17 protein-coding genes are annotated in these 17,490 nt (G+C 67.6%); all 17 read right to left on the bottom strand.

All coding sequences use genetic code 11. From position 1 onward, the window contains the following. Positions 1 to 3: 3 nt before the first annotated feature. Positions 4 to 672 carry a heme exporter protein CcmB gene (gene ccmB, locus LNV28_RS18095; RefSeq protein WP_263519321.1) on the bottom strand — a complete coding sequence of 223 codons (669 nt, stop codon included), beginning with the start codon at positions 670 to 672 and terminating at the stop codon, positions 4 to 6. Then, positions 669 to 1,277 (bottom strand): heme ABC exporter ATP-binding protein CcmA, encoded by a 609-nt coding sequence (ccmA, locus tag LNV28_RS18090; RefSeq protein ID WP_263519322.1) that lies wholly within the window; start codon positions 1,275 to 1,277, stop codon positions 669 to 671. The genes ccmB and ccmA overlap by 4 nt, the downstream gene beginning before the upstream one ends. Then, positions 1,274 to 2,335 (bottom strand): cytochrome D1 domain-containing protein, encoded by a 1,062-nt coding sequence (locus LNV28_RS18085; protein WP_263519323.1) that lies wholly within the window; start codon positions 2,333 to 2,335, stop codon positions 1,274 to 1,276. Before LNV28_RS18085 ends, ccmA begins: the two co-directional genes overlap by 4 nt. After that, positions 2,332 to 2,997 (bottom strand): Crp/Fnr family transcriptional regulator, encoded by a 666-nt coding sequence (locus tag LNV28_RS18080; RefSeq protein WP_263519324.1) that lies wholly within the window; start codon positions 2,995 to 2,997, stop codon positions 2,332 to 2,334. The genes LNV28_RS18085 and LNV28_RS18080 overlap by 4 nt, the downstream gene beginning before the upstream one ends. A 195-nt stretch (positions 2,998 to 3,192) precedes the next feature. Then, complete coding sequence (locus LNV28_RS18075; protein ID WP_263519325.1) at positions 3,193 to 3,903, bottom strand: Crp/Fnr family transcriptional regulator; 711 nt, start codon at positions 3,901 to 3,903, stop codon at positions 3,193 to 3,195. 266 nt (positions 3,904 to 4,169) lie between these two features. Beyond that, positions 4,170 to 6,032, bottom strand: coding sequence for a nitric oxide reductase activation protein NorD (locus LNV28_RS18070; protein ID WP_263519326.1), 1,863 nt, complete (start codon positions 6,030 to 6,032; stop codon positions 4,170 to 4,172). Between the two features lie 16 nt (positions 6,033 to 6,048). Further along, complete coding sequence (locus tag LNV28_RS18065; RefSeq protein ID WP_263519327.1) at positions 6,049 to 7,044, bottom strand: 4Fe-4S binding protein; 996 nt, start codon at positions 7,042 to 7,044, stop codon at positions 6,049 to 6,051. Further along, positions 7,037 to 7,840, bottom strand: a complete 804-nt coding sequence (locus LNV28_RS18060; protein ID WP_411969990.1) for a CbbQ/NirQ/NorQ/GpvN family protein — start codon at positions 7,838 to 7,840, stop codon at positions 7,037 to 7,039. Before LNV28_RS18060 ends, LNV28_RS18065 begins: the two co-directional genes overlap by 8 nt. An 8-nt stretch (positions 7,841 to 7,848) precedes the next feature. Beyond that, positions 7,849 to 9,291 (bottom strand): cbb3-type cytochrome c oxidase subunit I, encoded by a 1,443-nt coding sequence (locus LNV28_RS18055; protein WP_263519329.1) that lies wholly within the window; start codon positions 9,289 to 9,291, stop codon positions 7,849 to 7,851. 177 nt (positions 9,292 to 9,468) lie between these two features. Beyond that, the gene (locus LNV28_RS18050) at positions 9,469 to 9,894 is read right to left on the bottom strand and encodes a c-type cytochrome (protein WP_102767472.1); all 426 of its coding nucleotides are present in this window, start codon (positions 9,892 to 9,894) and stop codon (positions 9,469 to 9,471) included. Between the two features lie 124 nt (positions 9,895 to 10,018). After that, a complete protein-coding gene (locus LNV28_RS18045; protein WP_263519330.1) occupies positions 10,019 to 10,405 on the bottom strand; it encodes a YkvA family protein in 387 nt (128 codons plus the stop codon). A gap of 44 nt (positions 10,406 to 10,449) precedes the next feature. Further along, positions 10,450 to 11,079, bottom strand: coding sequence for a nitrous oxide reductase accessory protein NosL (locus tag LNV28_RS18040; protein ID WP_263519331.1), 630 nt, complete (start codon positions 11,077 to 11,079; stop codon positions 10,450 to 10,452). 6 nt (positions 11,080 to 11,085) lie between these two features. Beyond that, positions 11,086 to 11,646, bottom strand: coding sequence for a nitrous oxide reductase accessory protein NosL (locus tag LNV28_RS18035; RefSeq protein WP_263519332.1), 561 nt, complete (start codon positions 11,644 to 11,646; stop codon positions 11,086 to 11,088). Then, a complete protein-coding gene (locus tag LNV28_RS18030; protein ID WP_171829201.1) occupies positions 11,643 to 12,467 on the bottom strand; it encodes an ABC transporter permease in 825 nt (274 codons plus the stop codon). The genes LNV28_RS18035 and LNV28_RS18030 overlap by 4 nt, the downstream gene beginning before the upstream one ends. Further along, positions 12,467 to 13,447 carry an ABC transporter ATP-binding protein gene (locus tag LNV28_RS18025; RefSeq protein WP_263519421.1) on the bottom strand — a complete coding sequence of 327 codons (981 nt, stop codon included), beginning with the start codon at positions 13,445 to 13,447 and terminating at the stop codon, positions 12,467 to 12,469. Before LNV28_RS18025 ends, LNV28_RS18030 begins: the two co-directional genes overlap by 1 nt. Then, positions 13,434 to 14,753 (bottom strand): nitrous oxide reductase family maturation protein NosD, encoded by a 1,320-nt coding sequence (locus LNV28_RS18020; RefSeq protein WP_263519333.1) that lies wholly within the window; start codon positions 14,751 to 14,753, stop codon positions 13,434 to 13,436. The genes LNV28_RS18025 and LNV28_RS18020 overlap by 14 nt, the downstream gene beginning before the upstream one ends. Beyond that, a complete protein-coding gene (locus tag LNV28_RS18015) occupies positions 14,750 to 17,404 on the bottom strand; it encodes a NosR/NirI family protein (protein ID WP_263519334.1) in 2,655 nt (884 codons plus the stop codon). Before LNV28_RS18015 ends, LNV28_RS18020 begins: the two co-directional genes overlap by 4 nt. Positions 17,405 to 17,490 lie beyond the last annotated feature (86 nt).

Below are 17,490 nucleotides of genomic sequence, written 5' to 3'. Positions count from 1 at the left end.
CCATCAGATCAGGGCAATGCGCAGGGCCGCGGCGGTGGCCGCCGGCAGGGCCAGCAGGGCGCCGATCAGCAGGGCGGCCAGCAGGGACAGATGGCCGTCAACAGGCAGGCCGGCCTCCAGCGCGCCGACCGCTCCGCTGCCGAAGATCAGAACCGGCACAGCCAGCGGTAGCACGATCAGCAGATTGAGCAAGGCGCCATTGCGCAGGCCCAGGGTCAGGGCGGCGGCCAGATTGCCCAGCAAGCTCAAGCTCGGCGTGCCCAGCAGCAGGCTCAGCATCAAGAGACCGAGGCTGTCGCTGTGCATGCCGTACATCAGGCCCAGCAGCGGCGTGGCCAGCAGCAGGGGCAGGCCATGGCTCAGCCAGTGCGCCAGGGCCTTGACGGCGGCCAGGCGCCAGGCCGAGTGCGGCGGCAGCAGCAACTGGTCCAGGCTGCCGTCCTGGGCATCGGCGGCATACAGGCTGTGCAGGGACAAGAGACTGGCCAGCAAGGCCAGCACCCACAGCACGCCCGGCGCCATGCGACGCAGCTGCTCGGGTTCGGGCCCCAGGCCGAGGGGAAACAGGCAGGCCGCCATCAGCAAAAAGGCCACCGGCAGGCCAGCGTCGACGGGCCGGCGCATCGCCAGGCGCAGCTCGCGCTGCAGCAGCAGCCAGCTCGTGGGCGTCATGGGCGGCCTCCGCTCAGTGGCAGCTGGCGGCTGGCCAGCCCAGGCAAATGCTGGTGGCTGGTGAACAGCACCGCGCCGCCTGCGGCCGCATGGCTGCTCAACAGAGCGCACAACTGCTGCACGCTGTCGTCGTCCAGCGCATCGAAGGGTTCGTCCAGCAGCCAGCAAGCACCCGCCTGCGGCAGGGCCAGCGATGCCAATGCAGCGCGGCGTTGCTGGCCTTGGCTGAGCTGAGCGCTGCGGCGGCTGCGCAGGGCCGCCAGCCCGAAATGCTTCAGCGCCTTCAGCAGGCTGGCCTCATCGTCGGCCAGGCCTTGCCAGCGGGCCTGAAAGCGCAAGCCCTCCAGCACGGTCAGGTCCGGCTTCAAGCCATTGCTGTGGCCGAGAAAGCGCAAGGCCGCCGAATGCTGGATGCTGCCCCGCTCAGCCGGCCGCAGGCCCGCAAGCGTGCGCAGCAAGGTGCTCTTGCCGCTGCCATTGCTGCCCTGGAGCCAGACGATGTCGCCCGCGTTCAGCCGCACGCTGAGCTCTTGGAACAGGGTGCGGCCTCCGCGCTCGCAGCTCAGTAGCTCGGCGCTCAGCAAGCAGGGCGAGGCCTTGCTCATGACTCTGCTCCATTGACGCCTACGCAGGGGTCTGCCGGTTCCGCCGCATCAGCAGCAGCGGTCGGCCTGGGGTAGTGCCCTTTCAGCTGGCTCCACGGTAACTTTCGCAGAGCGTCAGTCAGCGACGCGCTCTGGGCCTGGCCCACAGCGTTTGCGATCCTGGGCAGGTCCAGGCCAAGCGGTGGGTGAAGGCGCTGGAGCTCGATGAACTCCAACGGGTCCTGACCCTGATCCTGCGCCGGAACGGCCAGGACGGGATGGCCTTGTCGCTCAAAGAGCAGGCCCGCGCTCAGCTTCACGGCGCGGCTGAGCGGCATGCTGGCGATGGCGCGGCGAACATCGAGGTGGAGCAGCTGCAGCCGCAGCCCGCCGCCCGCCCTGGGCTGCAAGGTGAGCCAGATGTGAGGGGCGGCTGTGCCCTTCAGCCAGTCCATCACGGGCGCTTCCAGCGGTGTGCGTCGCGGATGCAGAAATCCCGGCTTGCCCAGGGCTTCGCCCATGCGGTAGTCATGGACCAGACCGTCATGGACTTCTTCTGCCAGCGGGTCGTATGAAATCTCCCAGACCTCAGCCAGGTCCTGCAGCGCGACCAGAAAGCTGCGGCGTTCCGGAAGGTCGCGAATGGCCGCGACGCGCGTGCGCTGCCGGCCGTCCAGGCTTTGCAAGGCAATCGTCTTGACCGGCTGCAGCCGTCCATCGAAGAGCTGCAAGGCGCTGGCCTGCTCGGTGCTGGCCAGCAGCCAGCGGCCATCGCTGCTCAGGGCCAAGGCTTCGAGTGAGGAGGCGACCCGTCGCTCCTGCCGCAGGCTGCTTGGGTTCATGTCAAACACGGCCACCCATCCGTCTCGCGATGCCAGCACCAGCTGGCGGTTCTTGGAGGCGAGCAGGGGCGGCAGGTCGGCACAGTTCAGAACCTCAGCCTTGGATTCGACTGCGGCGAGCGTGCTGGCCTCGCCGCCCGCAGATGCACCGGGCAGCAAGGCGAGGACACCCAGGCAAGCGGCCAGGCCACGGCCCAGCCGCGAACCGGCACCGGTGCTGAAACAGCAGCTGCTCATTGCAGGGTGTAACTCGCCAATTCCTCGGGCTGCAGGATGTGGATGTCGCGCCGCGAGATTTGAATCAGGCCTTCGTCCTCCAGCTCGCGCAGCACCCGTGAGAAATACTCGGGGGTCAAGCTCAGGCGCGAGGCGATCGTGGCCTTGCTGACGGGCAGCGACACCGTGTGGGGCGCGCGCCGTTCGGGGCTGTGCCGCTGGTCTTCCAGCAGGAAACCGACGACACGCTGCAGGCCGCTGCGCAGGCAATAGCTCTCCACATCGTGCTGCAGGCCGCGGATGCGTTGCGATGCGTCGGCCAGCAGACGCAAGGCAAAACCGGGGTCGCGCTTGATCTGGGCCGTGATGGCGCGCTTGGGGATGCGCAGCAGCAGCGCTTCCGTCAGGGTCTGCGCATTGAATGCCTGGGGCTGGTCGTTGAAGATCGACGACTCACCGATGGTTTGTCCGGGCCCGATCAGCTCCAGCACCTTTTCCCCGCCATGGGTGGCCAAGGCGAACACCTTGACCTGCCCCGTGATGATGATCATCAAGTGCTCGCAGGTCTCGCCGCTGCTGAACAGGGCCTGGCCGCGAGGCAGGCGCATCAAGCTGCTGCCTTGGTCCACGATCAGGCCGAGATCCGCTTCACTCAGGCCCTGGAACATGGGATGAACCGCCATGTATCGTGGCAACTCAGAGGCAGTAGAACGATGGGCAGTGGGCATGGTTTGAGCCTTGTCGAGCTGGGAAAGAAGGGCTTGCGGGGGCCATTCTGTTCAGCGCTGACCGTGCTCGTTTGACCTGTATCAAGCGGCCTGATCCAGTAGTTCTACGGAACGATGGTCAATACTCCTTTCGAACGATGGGTGCTTGCATCAGCCCGCTTGCTGGCCGCCGGTATAGGCCGCCAGGCTGGCGACATCTCGAATGCGGATGTCGCGCTTGTCCACTTCGATCAAGCCCGCGGCTTCGAGTTCATGCAGCACGCGCGAGAAGTATTCGGGCGTCAGGCTCAGGCGCGAGGCGATGGTGGCTTTGCTCACGGGCAGGGACACCGTGACCATCTCGCCGCTGACGCGGTCCTCGGCCAGCTGGTCGCGCAGCAGGTAGCCGATCACGCGCTGCACGCCACTGTGCAGGGCATAGGCCTGGACATCATGGACCAGACCGTGCAGGCGGCGTGAGATGCCCGCCAGCATGCGCAAGGCGAAGCGGCTGTCATGCTCGATCTCGGTCAGCACCGCCTGCTTGGACACCGAGAGCAGCAAGGTGTCGGTCAGGGCCTGGGCATTGATGATGTAGGGCCTGCCGGTGAACATGAGGGCTTCGGCGAAGCTGTTTCCCGGCCCCACCAGCTCGATCACCTTCTCCTGGCCCGCCGGCGAGATGGCAAAGAGCTTGACCTGCCCGGTGACGGTGACATGGAACTCCTCGCAAGGCTGGCCAACGCGGAACACCGGGTCGCCGCGGGTCAGACGACGCAGGCTGCAGCCTTGCGCCAGGCGGGCCAGCTCCGGAGCACTGAGATCGGTGAACAAAGGCAGCACGGAGAGGTAACGAGGAAGGTCAAAGGCGCGCATGTCCATGACGGGGCTCCGGTCTGGGGGGCTTGAGATGCCGCCATTGTCGAGAGCGCTGCGGCGCGCCGCCTTGATCTGTCTCAAGCGCGCGGAGTTGGTGCCGGCGTGCTGGTTTGCTCGCTCGCACACAGAGGGGTGAGAGTTTTTCGTAGCGAGCGTTTGTCAGGCTAGGCGGACGGAGCGCAGGAACCGGAGCGTACTCAATGTACGTGAGGATTCCGAGCACCGGACCAACGACGCATGGCGAGCGCGCAGTAGAAAAACTCTCACCCTCAAACGCCGCGCGTCAACCGGCTGTAGACGCCGGCCAGGCGCAGCGGCAGCTCGGTCGGGCGGGCCACGCGGGCCCAGCCCTGGTGGCCGAAGAGATGGGGCAGATAGTCCTGGGCCTGCTCGTCGATGCTCAGGCAAAAGGGCTGCAGGCCGGCGCGGCGCGCCTCGCGCACCGCTTCGCGCGTGTCCTCGATGCCCCAGCGGCCCTCGTAGACATCGAGGTCATTGGGCTTGCCGTCGGTCAGCAGCAGCAGCAGGCGCTGGCGCTCGGGGCGCTCTTGCAGCCGGCGTGTGGCCAGGCGAATCGCTGCGCCCATGCGGGTGTAGTAGCCAGGCTTGATCGCGCCGACCCGGCTTTGCACCGGGCCGGACCAGGCTTCCTCGAAACCCTTGATTTGATGGATGCGCACCTGGCTGCGCCGCACCGAGCTGAAGCCCAGCATGGCAAAGGGGTCGCCGCAGCCATGCAAGGCCTCGCCGAAGACATAGAGCGCATCGCGGATCACATCGATCACGCGCTGCTCGTTGTTGGCATAGGCGTCGGTGGACAGGGACAGATCGGCCAGCAGCAAGGTGGCCAGGCTGCGCTCGCTGCGCTGGCGCCGGGCCCAGACTTGGGGCTCGGGGCTGCTGCTGGCGTGCAGGCCGCCCAGATGCCGCACCCAGGCATCGAGATCGAGCACCTCACCCTCGTTGCAGCCGCGCTGCCACTGCGGCGCGCTGCGCAAGGTTTCGAGCCGGCGGCGCAGGCGGCGTGCGGTCTGGCGCAAGGCGGCTTGGGGCGAGAACGCCGGACCGCTCGGTCGCGCCACCAGGGTCTGCACCCAGCAATGTTCGGGCAGCAGGCATTGCCGCTTCCAGTCCCATTCGGGCAGTGACTCGCCCTCGCCCAGGGGCAGGTCGTCGGCGCTGGCGCTGGGCAGGTCGAGGTCGAACTTGATGCGGGCGGCGCTGGCCGAGCCCTCGCGCGCCAGCGTCAGCTCCTCCATATCGTCGGCCGCGGCGCGTGCCTCGTCTTCGTCGGTCTCGTCCTCGCTGGCCCGGTCCAGGGGCACATGCTCGCTCCAGCTGCGCAGGGACTCGGCCTTGGAGGCCAGCAGCAGCGGCGCCCTCTGCGAGGCCGGCTTGGTCGGGCGGGCGCGGCGGCGTTTCGCTTGCTCTTGTTCTTGTTGCGCTTGTGACCCACCGCTCGCGGCCGCGCTGCGTGCCTGGCCCGTCGCTCCCGCCGCGGCCGCAGGCAGGGCCTGCAGCCACAGCCAAACCGGGGCCAGCAGCGGGGCCTCGACATCGAAGCTGCCATCGATGCTGGCCAGCCCGGGCTCGGCCAGCAGCAGGGCTTGCAGGCGCGCCTCAGCCGCCCGCGCCTCGGGCGTGCGCAGCGCCACGGCCTCGGCGCGGCGTTGGGCCAGATGGGCCTCGCGCAAGCGCAGCCAGCGCGGCCGCAGGCCCGGGCAGCGCTGCAGGGCCAACTGGCAAGCGGCGAGGTTGTCGCCCGCCCAGCTGCCGCTGGCACCGAGTTCGAAGCAGGCGGCCAGGGCGGCCAGCCAGAGGTAGAGGTCGCGGTTCAGTTCCGCCTGCTCGAACAGGGCGATGCGCGGCGGCAGGGCCAGGGTCTCGGTGTCCAGGCGTGGCAGTGCGGCGCGCGTGCCGCTGCCGGCCAGGCGCTGCAGCCAGTGGCGCGGGCCGCCGATGCGCATATCGGCCGCGGGCACGATGCGCAGGCTGTGGCTGCCGCCGGCGGCGCGGTAGAGCAGGCCGGCGGCCTGCTGCACATCGGGCAGAGCCACGGCGGCCCCGGCATGGCCGCGCTCGGCGGCTCCGGTGATGAAGCGATGCCAGCGTTCGCCGATCCACTCTTCCATGGTCTAACTTCCTACTTCAAGGGTCGGTTCTGTTGCTGTTTTTTTGCGATTGACGCAGCGTCTCACGCAGCGCGTCCACGCCCACTGTCCATTCCAGCTGGGGCTGGGGCAGCTGCGGCTGCGCCTGTTGCGACTCGGCGCATTGGTCCACGCAGCGGCCGCATTGCACGCAGGAGAACATCAGGCGCTTGATCTGGCGCGGCCGCAGCCGCATCGGGCAGACGCGGTCGCAGGCGCTGCCCTCGGGCGCACGCTCGGTGCTGCAGGTCCGGCAGTCGCTGGCGCGTTCGCGCTTGAAGACCACGACCAAGGCGCGCGGGTTGGCCATCCAGGCCAGGCTCTGGAACAGGCCGATGGCGCAGCCGAAGCGGCAGAACAGGTGGCGGGCGAACAGAAGCTCCAGGGTGAAGGCGCTGCCGGCAATCAGGATGAAGCGGCTCTGGTTGACGGTCAGTGTGCCTTGCAGCAGGCCGCCCCAGATCGCTTGCGGCGGCAGCAGATAGGTCAGCAGGGTGATGGCCCAGAGAAAGCCGAAACCCGCGCAGCTCAAGGCATAGACCGGCCACCAGCGGCGCTGCGCGGTCTCGCCCGGCCGCAGGCTGGCCTGCTCGTCCCAGAGGCTGAATTTGCCGCAGGCCTTGTGCAGCAAGGCGTTCAGGCCCTCGACCAGCGAGAAATGTGGGCACAGCCAGCCGCAGTACAGCCGGCCCCAACGCCAGGCCACACCGAGAAAGAGCGCCACCAGGGCCAGGCCCGGCAGGATGCCGCGCAGGATCAGGCTCAGGGCCGCTTGATTGGCGCTGACCTCGCCGCGCTGCAGGGCGCTGATGCCCAGACTCCAGCGCTGGCCCAAGACCCAAAGCTGTGTTTCGTTGAGGTCGAAGCGAAGCAGGTTCAGCGCCGGCGCCAGCAGGAAGAGGGCGAAGAAAGCCAGCTGCGTGGCGCGCCGGCGGCGCTGCAGCCGCTGGCTGTGCTGAACAGAAGAGCCCGTCGCGGGGCCAGGATCAGGCATCACCGATCACCGCGCGCAGCACCTCGTGCAGGGCGGCGCCGGTGTCGGCCTCGTCCGTCAGCGCGTCGACGATGGCCGCGCGGCAGGCGGGCAGCAGGGCCAGGCCGGCCACATGCAGGCGCGCCGCCATCACCAGCAGCCGGGTGCTGGCGGTTTCTTCCAGGTCTTGCTCGGTCAGCCGGCGCAGGGCCTGGGCCAGGCGGACCAGCTGGGCGGCCACCTCGGCGGAGCAGCCACTTTCGCTGGCGACGATGGCGCGCTCGATGTCAGGCGCCGGGTAGTCCAGGCCCAGGGCGACGAAGCGCTGGCGGGTGCTGGGCTTCAGGCCCTTGAGCAGGTTCTGGTAGCCGGGGTTGTAGCTGATCACCAGCATGAAGCCGGGCGCGGCCTGCAGCAGCTCGCCGGTGCGCTCGATGGCCAGCTGGCGCCGGTCATCGGCCAGCGGGTGCAGGACCACGGTGGTGTCCTTGCGCGCCTCGACCACCTCGTCCAGATAGCAGATCGCGCCTTCGCGAACGGCCCGGGTCAGCGGGCCGTCGCACCAGCGCGTGTCGCCGCCCTGGATCAGGTGGCGGCCGACCAGGTCGGCCGCGCTGAGGTCGTCATGGCAGCTGACCGTGATCAGCGGCCGGCCCAGCCGGGCCGCCATATGCTCGACCAGGCGGGTCTTGCCGCAGCCGGTCGGGCCCTTGATCAGCAGGGGCAGGCGGCTGGCATGGGCCTGCTCGAAGAGCCGGCACTCCTCGCCTTGGGGCGCATAGAAGGGCAGTTGTTGCAACTGCCTGGCACTGTGCATTTCCATGCTCAGGCCGCGCGGGGCAAGGCGCCGTTTTGCTGGGCGCTTTCGTGCAGGGCTTCATCTTCGGCCCGGCCGGGGCCGACGAAGAAGCTGGCCAGATATGTCAGCAGGCCCAGCAGGAACATCACGCCGCCGGCCATGCGCAGCCAGTAGAAGAAACGCAGCTGGTCTTGCGTGGCCATGAAGCTCATCGCGCCCTCGGTGGGCATGCGCTGCAGCCAGACCTGCAGGATGCCGGCGCCGGTCAGGGCCAGCACCATCACGCCCATGCCTATGGTCATGATCCAGAAGCTCCACATCTCCACGCTCTGGGCACGGCGTGAGTTGGCTTCGCGGCCGCGCAGCAGGGGCATGGCATAACTGATCATCGCAATGACCACCAGCACATAGGCGCCGTAAAAGGCCAGGTGGCCGTGGGCGGCGGTGATCTGGCTGCCATGGGTGTAGTAGTTGACCGGGCTCAGCGTGTGCAGGAAGCCCCAGACGCCGGCGCCGAGGAAACCCATCACCGCGCAGCCGACGGCCCAGAGCACGGCCGCCTGGTTGGGATGCTCGCGCTTGCGCCGTTGCACCATATTGAAGGCGAACAAGGTCATCATGAAGAAGGGGATGGGCTCCAGCGCGCTGAACACACTGCCGACCCAATGCCAGTAGCCCGGCAGACCGATGAAGAAGAAGTGGTGGCCGGTACCCAGGATGCCGGTGACCAGGGCCATGGTGACGATCAGGTACAGCCACTTGTCGATCACTTCACGGTCCACGCCGGTGGTCTTGATCAGCACAAAGGCCAGCAGCGCGCCCAGGATCAGCTCCCAAGTGCCTTCCACCCAGAGGTGAACCACGAACCACCAGTACATCTTGTCGCGCACCAGATTGCTGGGGTTGACGAAGCTGAACAGGAACATCAGGGCCAGGCCCCACAAGCCCATCAGCAGCACCAGGGTGATGGCGGTCTTGCGGCCCTTCAGCACCGTCATGCTGATGTTGAAGAGAAAGGCCAGGGCGACAACGACGATGCCCAGCTTGGTCGGCAGCGGCTGCTCCAGGAACTCGCGCCCCATGGTGGCCAGCAGGTTGTTGCCGGTCATCTCGGCCAGGGTGGCATAGGGCACCAGCAGATAGCCGAGTATGGTCAGCGCGCCGGCGCCCAGGAAAACCCAGAACAGGATCTTGGCCAGCAAGGGGCTGTAAAGCTCGGTCTCCGCCTCCTCGGGAACCAGGAAATAGGCGCTGCCCATAAAGCCCATCAGCAGCCACACGATCAGCAGATTCGTGTGCACCATGCGGGCGATATTGAAGGGAATGGCCGGGAACATCAGGTCCCCGATCAGGTACTGCAAGCCCAGGGTGATGCCGAAGACGATCTGGCCAAGAAAGAGTGCCAGTGCGCCGATGAAGTAGAGCTTGGCGACGGCTTGGGATTTGTATTTGAGGGTGATGGGTTTCATATGGAATCCTCTTGTTCGGGAGACCCGGCCGGCGCGCTTGCAAGCGTGCCGGCCTTCGTCTCGCGTCGCTGAGTTGGCAGGGGCTCAGCTCGGTCGCGTCTCAGCCGTACCGCTTGCAGGCGGCCCGGCCTTCGTCGCGCGTCGCTGAGTCCGCAGTGGACTCAGCTCGGTCGCGACTCAGCCTTCGACATTCGGCGGCCACTTTTCAGTGTCGATACCGTTCGTCCACCTGAGGAACTCAACGAGGTCATCGAGCTGCTTGTCGTCGAGCTGGAAGTTGGGCATCTGGCGGCGGCCGGGGGCGCCGGTCGGCTGGGCCTTGATCCAGGCCTTGATGAAGTCAGGGCCGCGGCGCTTGTAGACATTGCCCAGCTCGGGCGCGAAATAGGCGCCTTCGCCGAGCAGGGTGTGGCAGCCGATGCAGTTGCGGGTTTCCCAGATGTGCTTGCCGCGCACCACGGCCGGCGTCAGTTCGCCGGCATTGGACCGCTTGGGAATTCTTTGCTCGGTGTCGAAGATCAGCGCGGCGAACAGCAGCACGAAGAACAAGGTGCCTCCGTAGAAGATATTGCGCGCCATCTGGCTGGTGAAGCCTCGGCTCATGATGGTCCGTCCTCAGGGTCTGTTGCAGATGCCGCAAGACTAGGGACTTATGTCAGCCGCTTCCTTGAACCGGAACAAGGAAATCGGCTCTGCTACCAGCGCTTTCGGCGGGGGCGCGCCCCGCTCAACGCCGCAGGGCAAGCCAGACCGCCATCGTGGCGGCCAGCCAGACCAGCAGGACCAGGGCCGCACCGAGCCAGGACACCGGCTTGCGTTTTTCCTGGCGCAGCCAGTCCTCGGCCAGGCGCCGGCAGTCCGCCAGCACCTCGGGCGGCAGCAGGCGCAGGCCGAGATGGATCAGGATGGGCAACAGCAGCAAATCGTCGAGATAGCCCAGCACAGGGATGAAGTCCGGGATCAGGTCGATGGGGCTCAAGGCATAGGCCACGACCAGGGCGGCCAGGGCCTTGGCATGCCAGGGCGTGCCCGGGTGGCGGCCGGCGAACCACAGGCTCAGGCCATCGCGCTTGAGACGACGGGCCCAGTTTCGCAGCTGCTGGATGACAGTCATGACGGCCATCATGACAGGGCTGCACTTCCCCCCGCTCCGGCGCCTCAATGCCCGAGATGGGCTCTTGGATCCAATTGCTTCAGCAGGGAACGCGGCACCTCGGCCAGGCGCAGCGCTTGGCCACCGCGCCGCTGCGCGAAGGCCAGCGCCGCGGCGCGGTCGGCAAAAGCCGGCAGATTGCCGGCCCGCATCGGCCCCAGAGCGTCGGAGCCGCTGACGAAGACGGCCTGGCCGGCGTCCAGCCAGGCGCCTGGCTGAGCACGGTTGCCGCCCGCGTCACGGACATAACGTGCTACGACATCGGTGACACTGCGGCCACGCGCATAGCGGCCGACGTCCTGCAGATAGATCAGCATGGACACCGGCGAATCGAAGAACTGCGTAGCGCCGTCGCTGAAGATCAGCTGCGCCGCCCACTCCGGCGCACGCGCCGGGAACATGCCGCAGACCGGGCAGCGCGCATCGGCCGGGATGAGTCGAGCCTGCAGCAGGCCCAGGCCCGAGCTCGGCTCATAGGCCAGCGGCGGTGCCAGCACGCAGAAATCGTCCACCGGCAGGGCTGCTGCCGCGGCCGGCGAGCGCTGGCGCGCCCAGAGCAGGCCGGCGCCCAGCAGGCCGCTTGCCGCGAGGCCGGCCGCCAGCAGGCGGCGCCGCGCGTAGGGCGAGCGCTTCATGGATGTCTACATCCGGCTGTCATGCAGAGCGCCGCCGCTGAGGTCCACCATCTCGGGGCGGATCTCGGCATAGCGCAGCAGGCGGCCGCCCCAGCTCTTGATGAAGGCCTGGGCCTGGTCCTCGCGGCTGAAGCTGGCCAGGGTCGGGCCCATGGAACCATGGCGTTTGCTGCCCAGCACATAGAGGCCCTTCTTGGCTTCGAACCAGTGGCCGCGCGGCTGTTCCCAGTCGGCCAGGCCCATGTCCTGCACAAAGGCGGCGCGCACGGCGCGCACCTGCTCGGGCCGCAGCAAGGTGTTGAACAGCTCCACCGTGTCGCAGAAGAACAGGGGCTGCGGTGTGCCCTCGTAGAAGATCTGCGCCTTGGGACCGGGGTAGTCTGCCAGCAGCATGCCGTCGAGGTCGCAGGTGCTGCGCGGGTCGATCTCGGCCGGGACCAGGGCTTGCTGGCTGTCCTCGGCCGATTTGCCGCAGGCGGCCAGGCCCAGGCCGGCCAGTCCTGCCATGCCGGCGATCAGCAGGCTGCGGCGCGGCAGCACGGGGGATGAATCAAGCAGTGTTTTCATGAACGGAATCTCCAGCGTGCCAGGGCCAGCGGCAGCACGATCCAGACCCCCATGACCAGGCCCATCAACCAGGGCTTGGCCATGGCCGGAGGCACCAAGGTGCCCAGGCCGTAGAGCGTGCGCATGTCCTCCAGCGAAAAGATATTGAGGATGCGGAACACATCGGCCGGGTTCAGCAGCAAGGCATAGGCCAGGGCGTCGCCGGCCAGCCAGCCACCCCCGGCGCCGGCCACCAGCAGGCCCAGCAGCACCAGGTCGAACACCAGAACGAAGAAGAACCAGAGGGCGATGGCCAGGCCCGAGGCCCGGGTGCGCTCGCGCGCCAGCACCGAGAGCAGCACGGCCAGGCTTAAAAAGGCCAGGCCCAGCAGCAGGGCGCTGAGTACAAAGCCCAGGTAGTGATACAGCCCGGCCCAGCCGAACTGCTGCCAGAGCAGGCCGGCCACCAGGGCAAAGCCGCTCAGCGTGGACAGGCTCAAAGCGGCGGCCAGGCCCAGGTATTTGCCCAGCAGCAGCTCCAGCCGGGTGATGGGCAGGGCCAGCAGCAGGTCCAGGCTGCCACGCTCGCGCTCGCCGACCACGGCGTCGAAGCCCAGCAGCAAGGCGATCAGCGGGATCAGGTAGATGACCAGGCTGACCAGGCTGGCGATGATGAACTCGATCGAGCGCGGCCCGATCTGGCCCTGGGCGGAGCCGCCGAAGTAGGTGATGGCCAGCGAGAACAAGGTGAACACCAGGGCCACGGCCAGCACCCAGCGGTTGCGCATGCGTTCGCGGAACTCCTTGGCCGCCAGGGTCAGGATCTGTCGTGCGGCTTCCATCAGGCGGGCCTCCGGGCGGCGTCACCGAGGCCGAAGAACAGGTCTTCGAGCGAGGGCTCCAGAATCTTCAGGTCCAGCAGGCGCGAGCCCAGCTGGGTGGCAAGGGCCAGCGCGGCCATCTTGTGTTCGCGCGGGCAGCTCAGGCTGAGCCGTTGGCCTGCGCCAGGCAGGGCTTGGCTGGTCAACAACTGTCCGGAAAACAACTGACCAGCAAACAGCACATCGGCCTCGTTGGCCAGGCTCAGCTCGATGTGCAGCGGCGCCTGCTGCTGCTCGCGCAGCGACTGCACCGTGCCCAGGGCCTGGATGCGGCCGGCCGCCATGATGGCCAGGCGGTCGACCCGCTCCTGCAGCTCGGCCAGGATGTGCGAGGTGATCAGCACCGTCACGCCCTGCTCGCGCAGCGCCTGCAGGCTGCGGTAGAAGTCGCGTATGGCTTGCGGGTCCAGGCCGTTGCTCGGCTCGTCGAGAAACAGCAGCTGTGGCCGGCCCAGCAAGGCCTGGGCGAAGCCGAGGCGCTGGCGCATGCCTTTGGAGTACTCGCGCAGCGGCCGGTGGCCGGCGTCGGCCAGACCGACCTGCTCCAGCAGCGGCTGGCATTGCGCGGCCGCTGCGCCCTTCAGACGGGCGAAGAACTGCAAGGTCTCCAGTCCGCTGAGGTTGTCGTACAGCACCACGTTTTCGGGCAGGTAGCCCAGGCCGCGCCGGATGGCGCGGAAGTCGCCGCCGCTGATGGGCCGGCCCTGGATCAGCACCTCGCCGCTGCTGGGCGCGACCAGGCCCAACATCATCTTGAACAAGGTGCTCTTGCCGGCACCGTTGTGGCCGATCAGGCCGAAGATCTCGCCGCGCTGCACGCGCAGGTCGACGCCGTCGACCGCGCGCAGGCTGCCGTAATGCTTGCTCAGGCCGCGCAGCTCAATGGCCGGGCTGCCGCCCGTGCCTTCGTGTTCGCGGCCGGGGCTGTCAGAGGCCGGGATAGTGCTTGTCACGCCATTCACTCCATTGCTTGTGGGCCGCCCGCATCTGCGGGCGGGGGTCGATCACGCTGGGCACGCGCAGCACCGGGAACTGCTGGCCGACCAGGCGCAGGGCCTGGATGGCCGGGCTGGCCAGCAGCAGCTTGAGGCCGGGGTAGCGCCAGCTCAGGCGGTCCACCATGTCATTGGCCTCGTAGGGCACGTCGCCGCGGCCGTCGCCATTGCGGTCCCAGCCGAGGTAGTTGCTCCAGTGGTTGCCGGCGCACTGCTCGGGCGGGACCGGTTTGCCACGATCCTTGCGGTCTTTGGGCAGAGGGCAGCCCCAGACCTCGTCGCGCGCGCCGATGTAGCGGATCTGCTCGCGGTTGGCGATGAAGTCATTGCCCTCGACCACATTGCGGGTCGAGCCGGCCGAGAGGTGCACGCCGACATGGTTGTCGACGATCAGATTGCCTTTCAGCGTCGCGTACTCGACGTCGTAGATGAAGAAGCCGCGGTTGTTGCCGGCGATGATGTTGTTCTCGATCAGCGAGTCCTGCAGCGTGCGCAGCATGATGCCGTGGTCGCTATTGCCCCAGGTGCGGTTGCCGCGCACCACCTGGTCGCGCACCTCCATCAAGGCCAGGCCACCGCGGTTGTAGTAGCTGTCGTTGTCCTCCCACAGGTTGTAGTAAGAGTTCATGTAGTGGCTGCCGTAGCGGCTGTGGTGCAGCTTGTTGCCGCGGAAGACGGCGTGGTGCGAGACATCGACGTAGAGCGCGTCGCGCACAAAGCCGATGTTGTTGCCGATGATGCGGGCGCCGGTGGTGTTGTAGAGCTGGATGCCGTTGCCGCGCTGCGAGCTGTTGTACTCGCGCTTGCCGGTGATCAGATTGGCCTCGATGCGCACATCGTTGGCCTTCTCGATCCACAGGCCGAAGAGGTTGTAGGTGAGGTCGCAGTTCTGCACCACGGCACGGTGGGCGCCGGGGCGCAGGTAGATGCCGGCGTTCTGGTCCTTGAGGCTGTCGCCCGAGTCGCGCACGATCAGGCCTTCGATGGTCACGTCGGCGGCCGTGACCCGCAGCGTGTCGCCTTGCATGGCGCCGCTCAGGGTCGGCCGGCCGATGCCGCGCAGGGTCAGCGGCTTGTCGATGATGAAGCTGCCCCTGTGCAGGGCAGGCTCCACTTCTACGGTGTCTCCTGGGCTGGCGCCATCCAGAGCCTGCTGCAGCGATTCACCGGGGCGCACGCGCACGGTGGCGGCGCCTGCCGAAGCGCCGATCAGCAGCAGCGCAAAGAGCCAGGCGGCCGTGGCTGCTCTCATGCCGACAGCCCGCCCATGGACTTGAGCGCGAGGAAGAGCACGGCGCCGATCAAGAGGTTCTTGAAGCCGACATAGCTGAGCATGTCCATCACGCTGGCGCGGCGGTAGTTGGCTTGCCACCAAGGGCCGTCTTTGACATAGCGTTTGCCGGCCAGGCGGATCAGCACCTCGTAGACGCTCCAGCCAAACCACCAGGCGATGATGGCGCTCTGCGAGAGCCGGCCGCTGCCGGCCAGCACCCAGGCCAGGCTGGCGGCCAGGGCCAGGGAAAAGCCGGCGATCTGCAGCGCCCGCTGGCTGGCGAAGGCGCCGGCGTTCCAGGGCCAGAGATGGTCCCAGAGCTCGCGCGCCAGCCAGGCCAGGCCGCTGCGGCCGGCCTTGTGCGCGGGGCTCACCGCTTCGCTGGGCATGCGCGGGTCGGGGCCGGCGGCGACCTTGGCCGAGATCGCCGGCACCGAGTCGATGGGGATGAAATAGCCGTCGCGGCCGATCGGCGTGATCAAGAGGCCGTCGCGCTCGCGCCGCTTGCGTTCCTTGGCCAGGGGCGGGCAGCCCTTGGCATCGGTGTAGAGAATCATGCAGTCCAGGCAGTGCAGGCATTCACGGTGGTCGATGCGGCCGGCCGCGTCGATGGCCAGCGAGCCGCAGCCAACCGCGCAGGCCTTGCAGCTGTTGCAGTCCTGCTTGCGCTTGAGGCCGAACCAGCGGAAGGTGCTGGGCATGGCCAGGGCCGCGCCGAGCGGGCAGATGTATTTGCAATAGGGCCGCTCGATGAACAGCGAGACACCCAGGATCAGGCAGACGAAGAGGCCGTAGGGCCAGGCGCGATGGCTGATGCCGACCAGAAAGGTGGTCTTGAACGGCTCCACCTCGGCCAGCTTTTCGGCCAGGCCCATGGAGAACATGGACACGCTCAGCAGGCCGAAGAAGACGCCGTACTTGAGCCATTTGAGCCGGTCGTGCCAGCGCTGCGGCAGATGGCCTTGCCAGCGCTTCAGGCCCAGCTTGCTGCCGATCTTGTAGAGCGCTTCGGACAGCGAGCCGAAAGGGCACATCCAGCCGCAGAACAGGCCACGGCCGAACAGGAAGACGGTGGCGATGATGAAGATCCAGAAGCAGAAGATGAAGGGGTCGCTGAGGAAGAGCGACCAGGTCCACTGGAACAGCAAGGCATGGAACCAGGTCAGCACCTGGGTGATGGAGGGCTGGGCCATGGCGCCGAAGCCGACGAAGACTATGCTCAGCGCCCAGGCTGTGTACTTGAAGGCATTGACCGGCCACTTGTTCTTGTGCGTGGACAGGCGGGTCAAGCGCTCACGCAGGGCATAGACCACGGTGACCGCCAGCAGCAGGGCGACGAAGAGCGCGATCTCCAGCGCCCGACTTTTCCAGACCTGCACCCAGGGCGCGGCGGCCTCGGGCAGGGCCGGGCGGCCGCCCACGAGAAGGCGATCATCGAGCCAGACCTGGGCGTCGAAATTGACGAAGCTGCGCGTGCCGGTGGCGCGCTCGACCTTGTTGCCCAGAAAGGCCAGCTTCCAGGGGTAGGCGGGCGAGAAGCTCTTGTTGCGAACGATGAAGATGGCGGACTCGTCAAAGGCCGGCGCGTCTTCGGCCTGCAGGCCGTAAAGATTGAGGTAGTCGAGGTCGCGGAAGGTGAAGGCATCGGCGCCTTGCTTGAGCTGCACCCGGTCGTAGAGACCGCCGCGCACAAAGCCCGAGCCCTTGAAGGACTCCACACCGGCGCTGCGCACCACGAAGATGGCATGCTCGCCCGGCTTGAGCGAGGCCTGCAGCTGCTGCCTGCCGCGCTCGCCCAGCAGGCTGCGGGCGACATCGGGGTGGTTGAGGTCACCGAACCAGAGTTCGATGAAGGGCTGATCGCTGTGCGCCAAGCCCAGCTGCTCGCTGCGCACGCTCAGGCGCTGCAAGGCGCCCAGCGCTTTCAGCTGCGCCCAGCTGAGCGCCCGGCCCTGGGGCTCGGTGGCCTGGTAGCGGGCGGCTTCGCGCAGGGTGGGCGGCAGGATGCCGACCTGGCGGGCCACGGCCTGGCCCGAGGCCATCATGACCTGGTTCTGCGCGATCACGGTGACGGTGGCGCCGGAGATGGCATCCAGGCCCAGCACGCCCTCATCGGGGCGTGACTGGCCGACCTCGATCTTGTCGGCCACCGATTTGCCCAGGTACTGCTTGTTGAAGTTCAGCAGCGCGGACTCGGGAATGCCCAGCAGCAGGATGGGCTCGGAATGCTTGAGCACCTGGGTGCCGACGAAGCGCCCGGCCCGGTCCATGCCGATCAGGGTGACCACCGGCTTGCCGGAGTAGGCCGGCGTGTCGGTGATGTCCGTGGACAGCATCACATAGCCCAGCAGCGGCTTCTTGCCGGCGGCGTCGGCGGCGCCGTAAGCCTCGACATAAGGCGGCGTGCCCATGCGCTCGGAAAAGCTCTGCGCGCCGGGGAAGACCTGGGCGCAGGGCAGCAGGGCGCAGAGATCGCGGGCCTGAGCCAGGCCTGCGGGCAGCTCGGCCTCGTAGGCGCCTTCCTTGGCGCTGGCGGTGCCAGGGAGGAGGGCGGTGAAAGCAAGCAAAAACGCGGCCAGACAGAAGCTGCGCTTCAGTGTGGCCGCCAAGAGATGGCATCGGGAGAACATGGTCACTTTCAGGGGGCCGGCGCCCTGGCCTGTTTGAGGTCCAGGTGGGCGCCGGGGCTCAGATCGGCGGGGCTCGAGTCCGCCGG

This window comes from Paucibacter sp. DJ2R-2 (assembly GCF_025717675.1).
Taxonomy (GTDB): Bacteria; Pseudomonadota; Gammaproteobacteria; order Burkholderiales; family Burkholderiaceae_C; genus Paucibacter_A.
The sequence above is the reverse complement of the archived record's forward strand: the minus strand, read 5'-3'. Positions and strand labels throughout refer to the sequence as shown.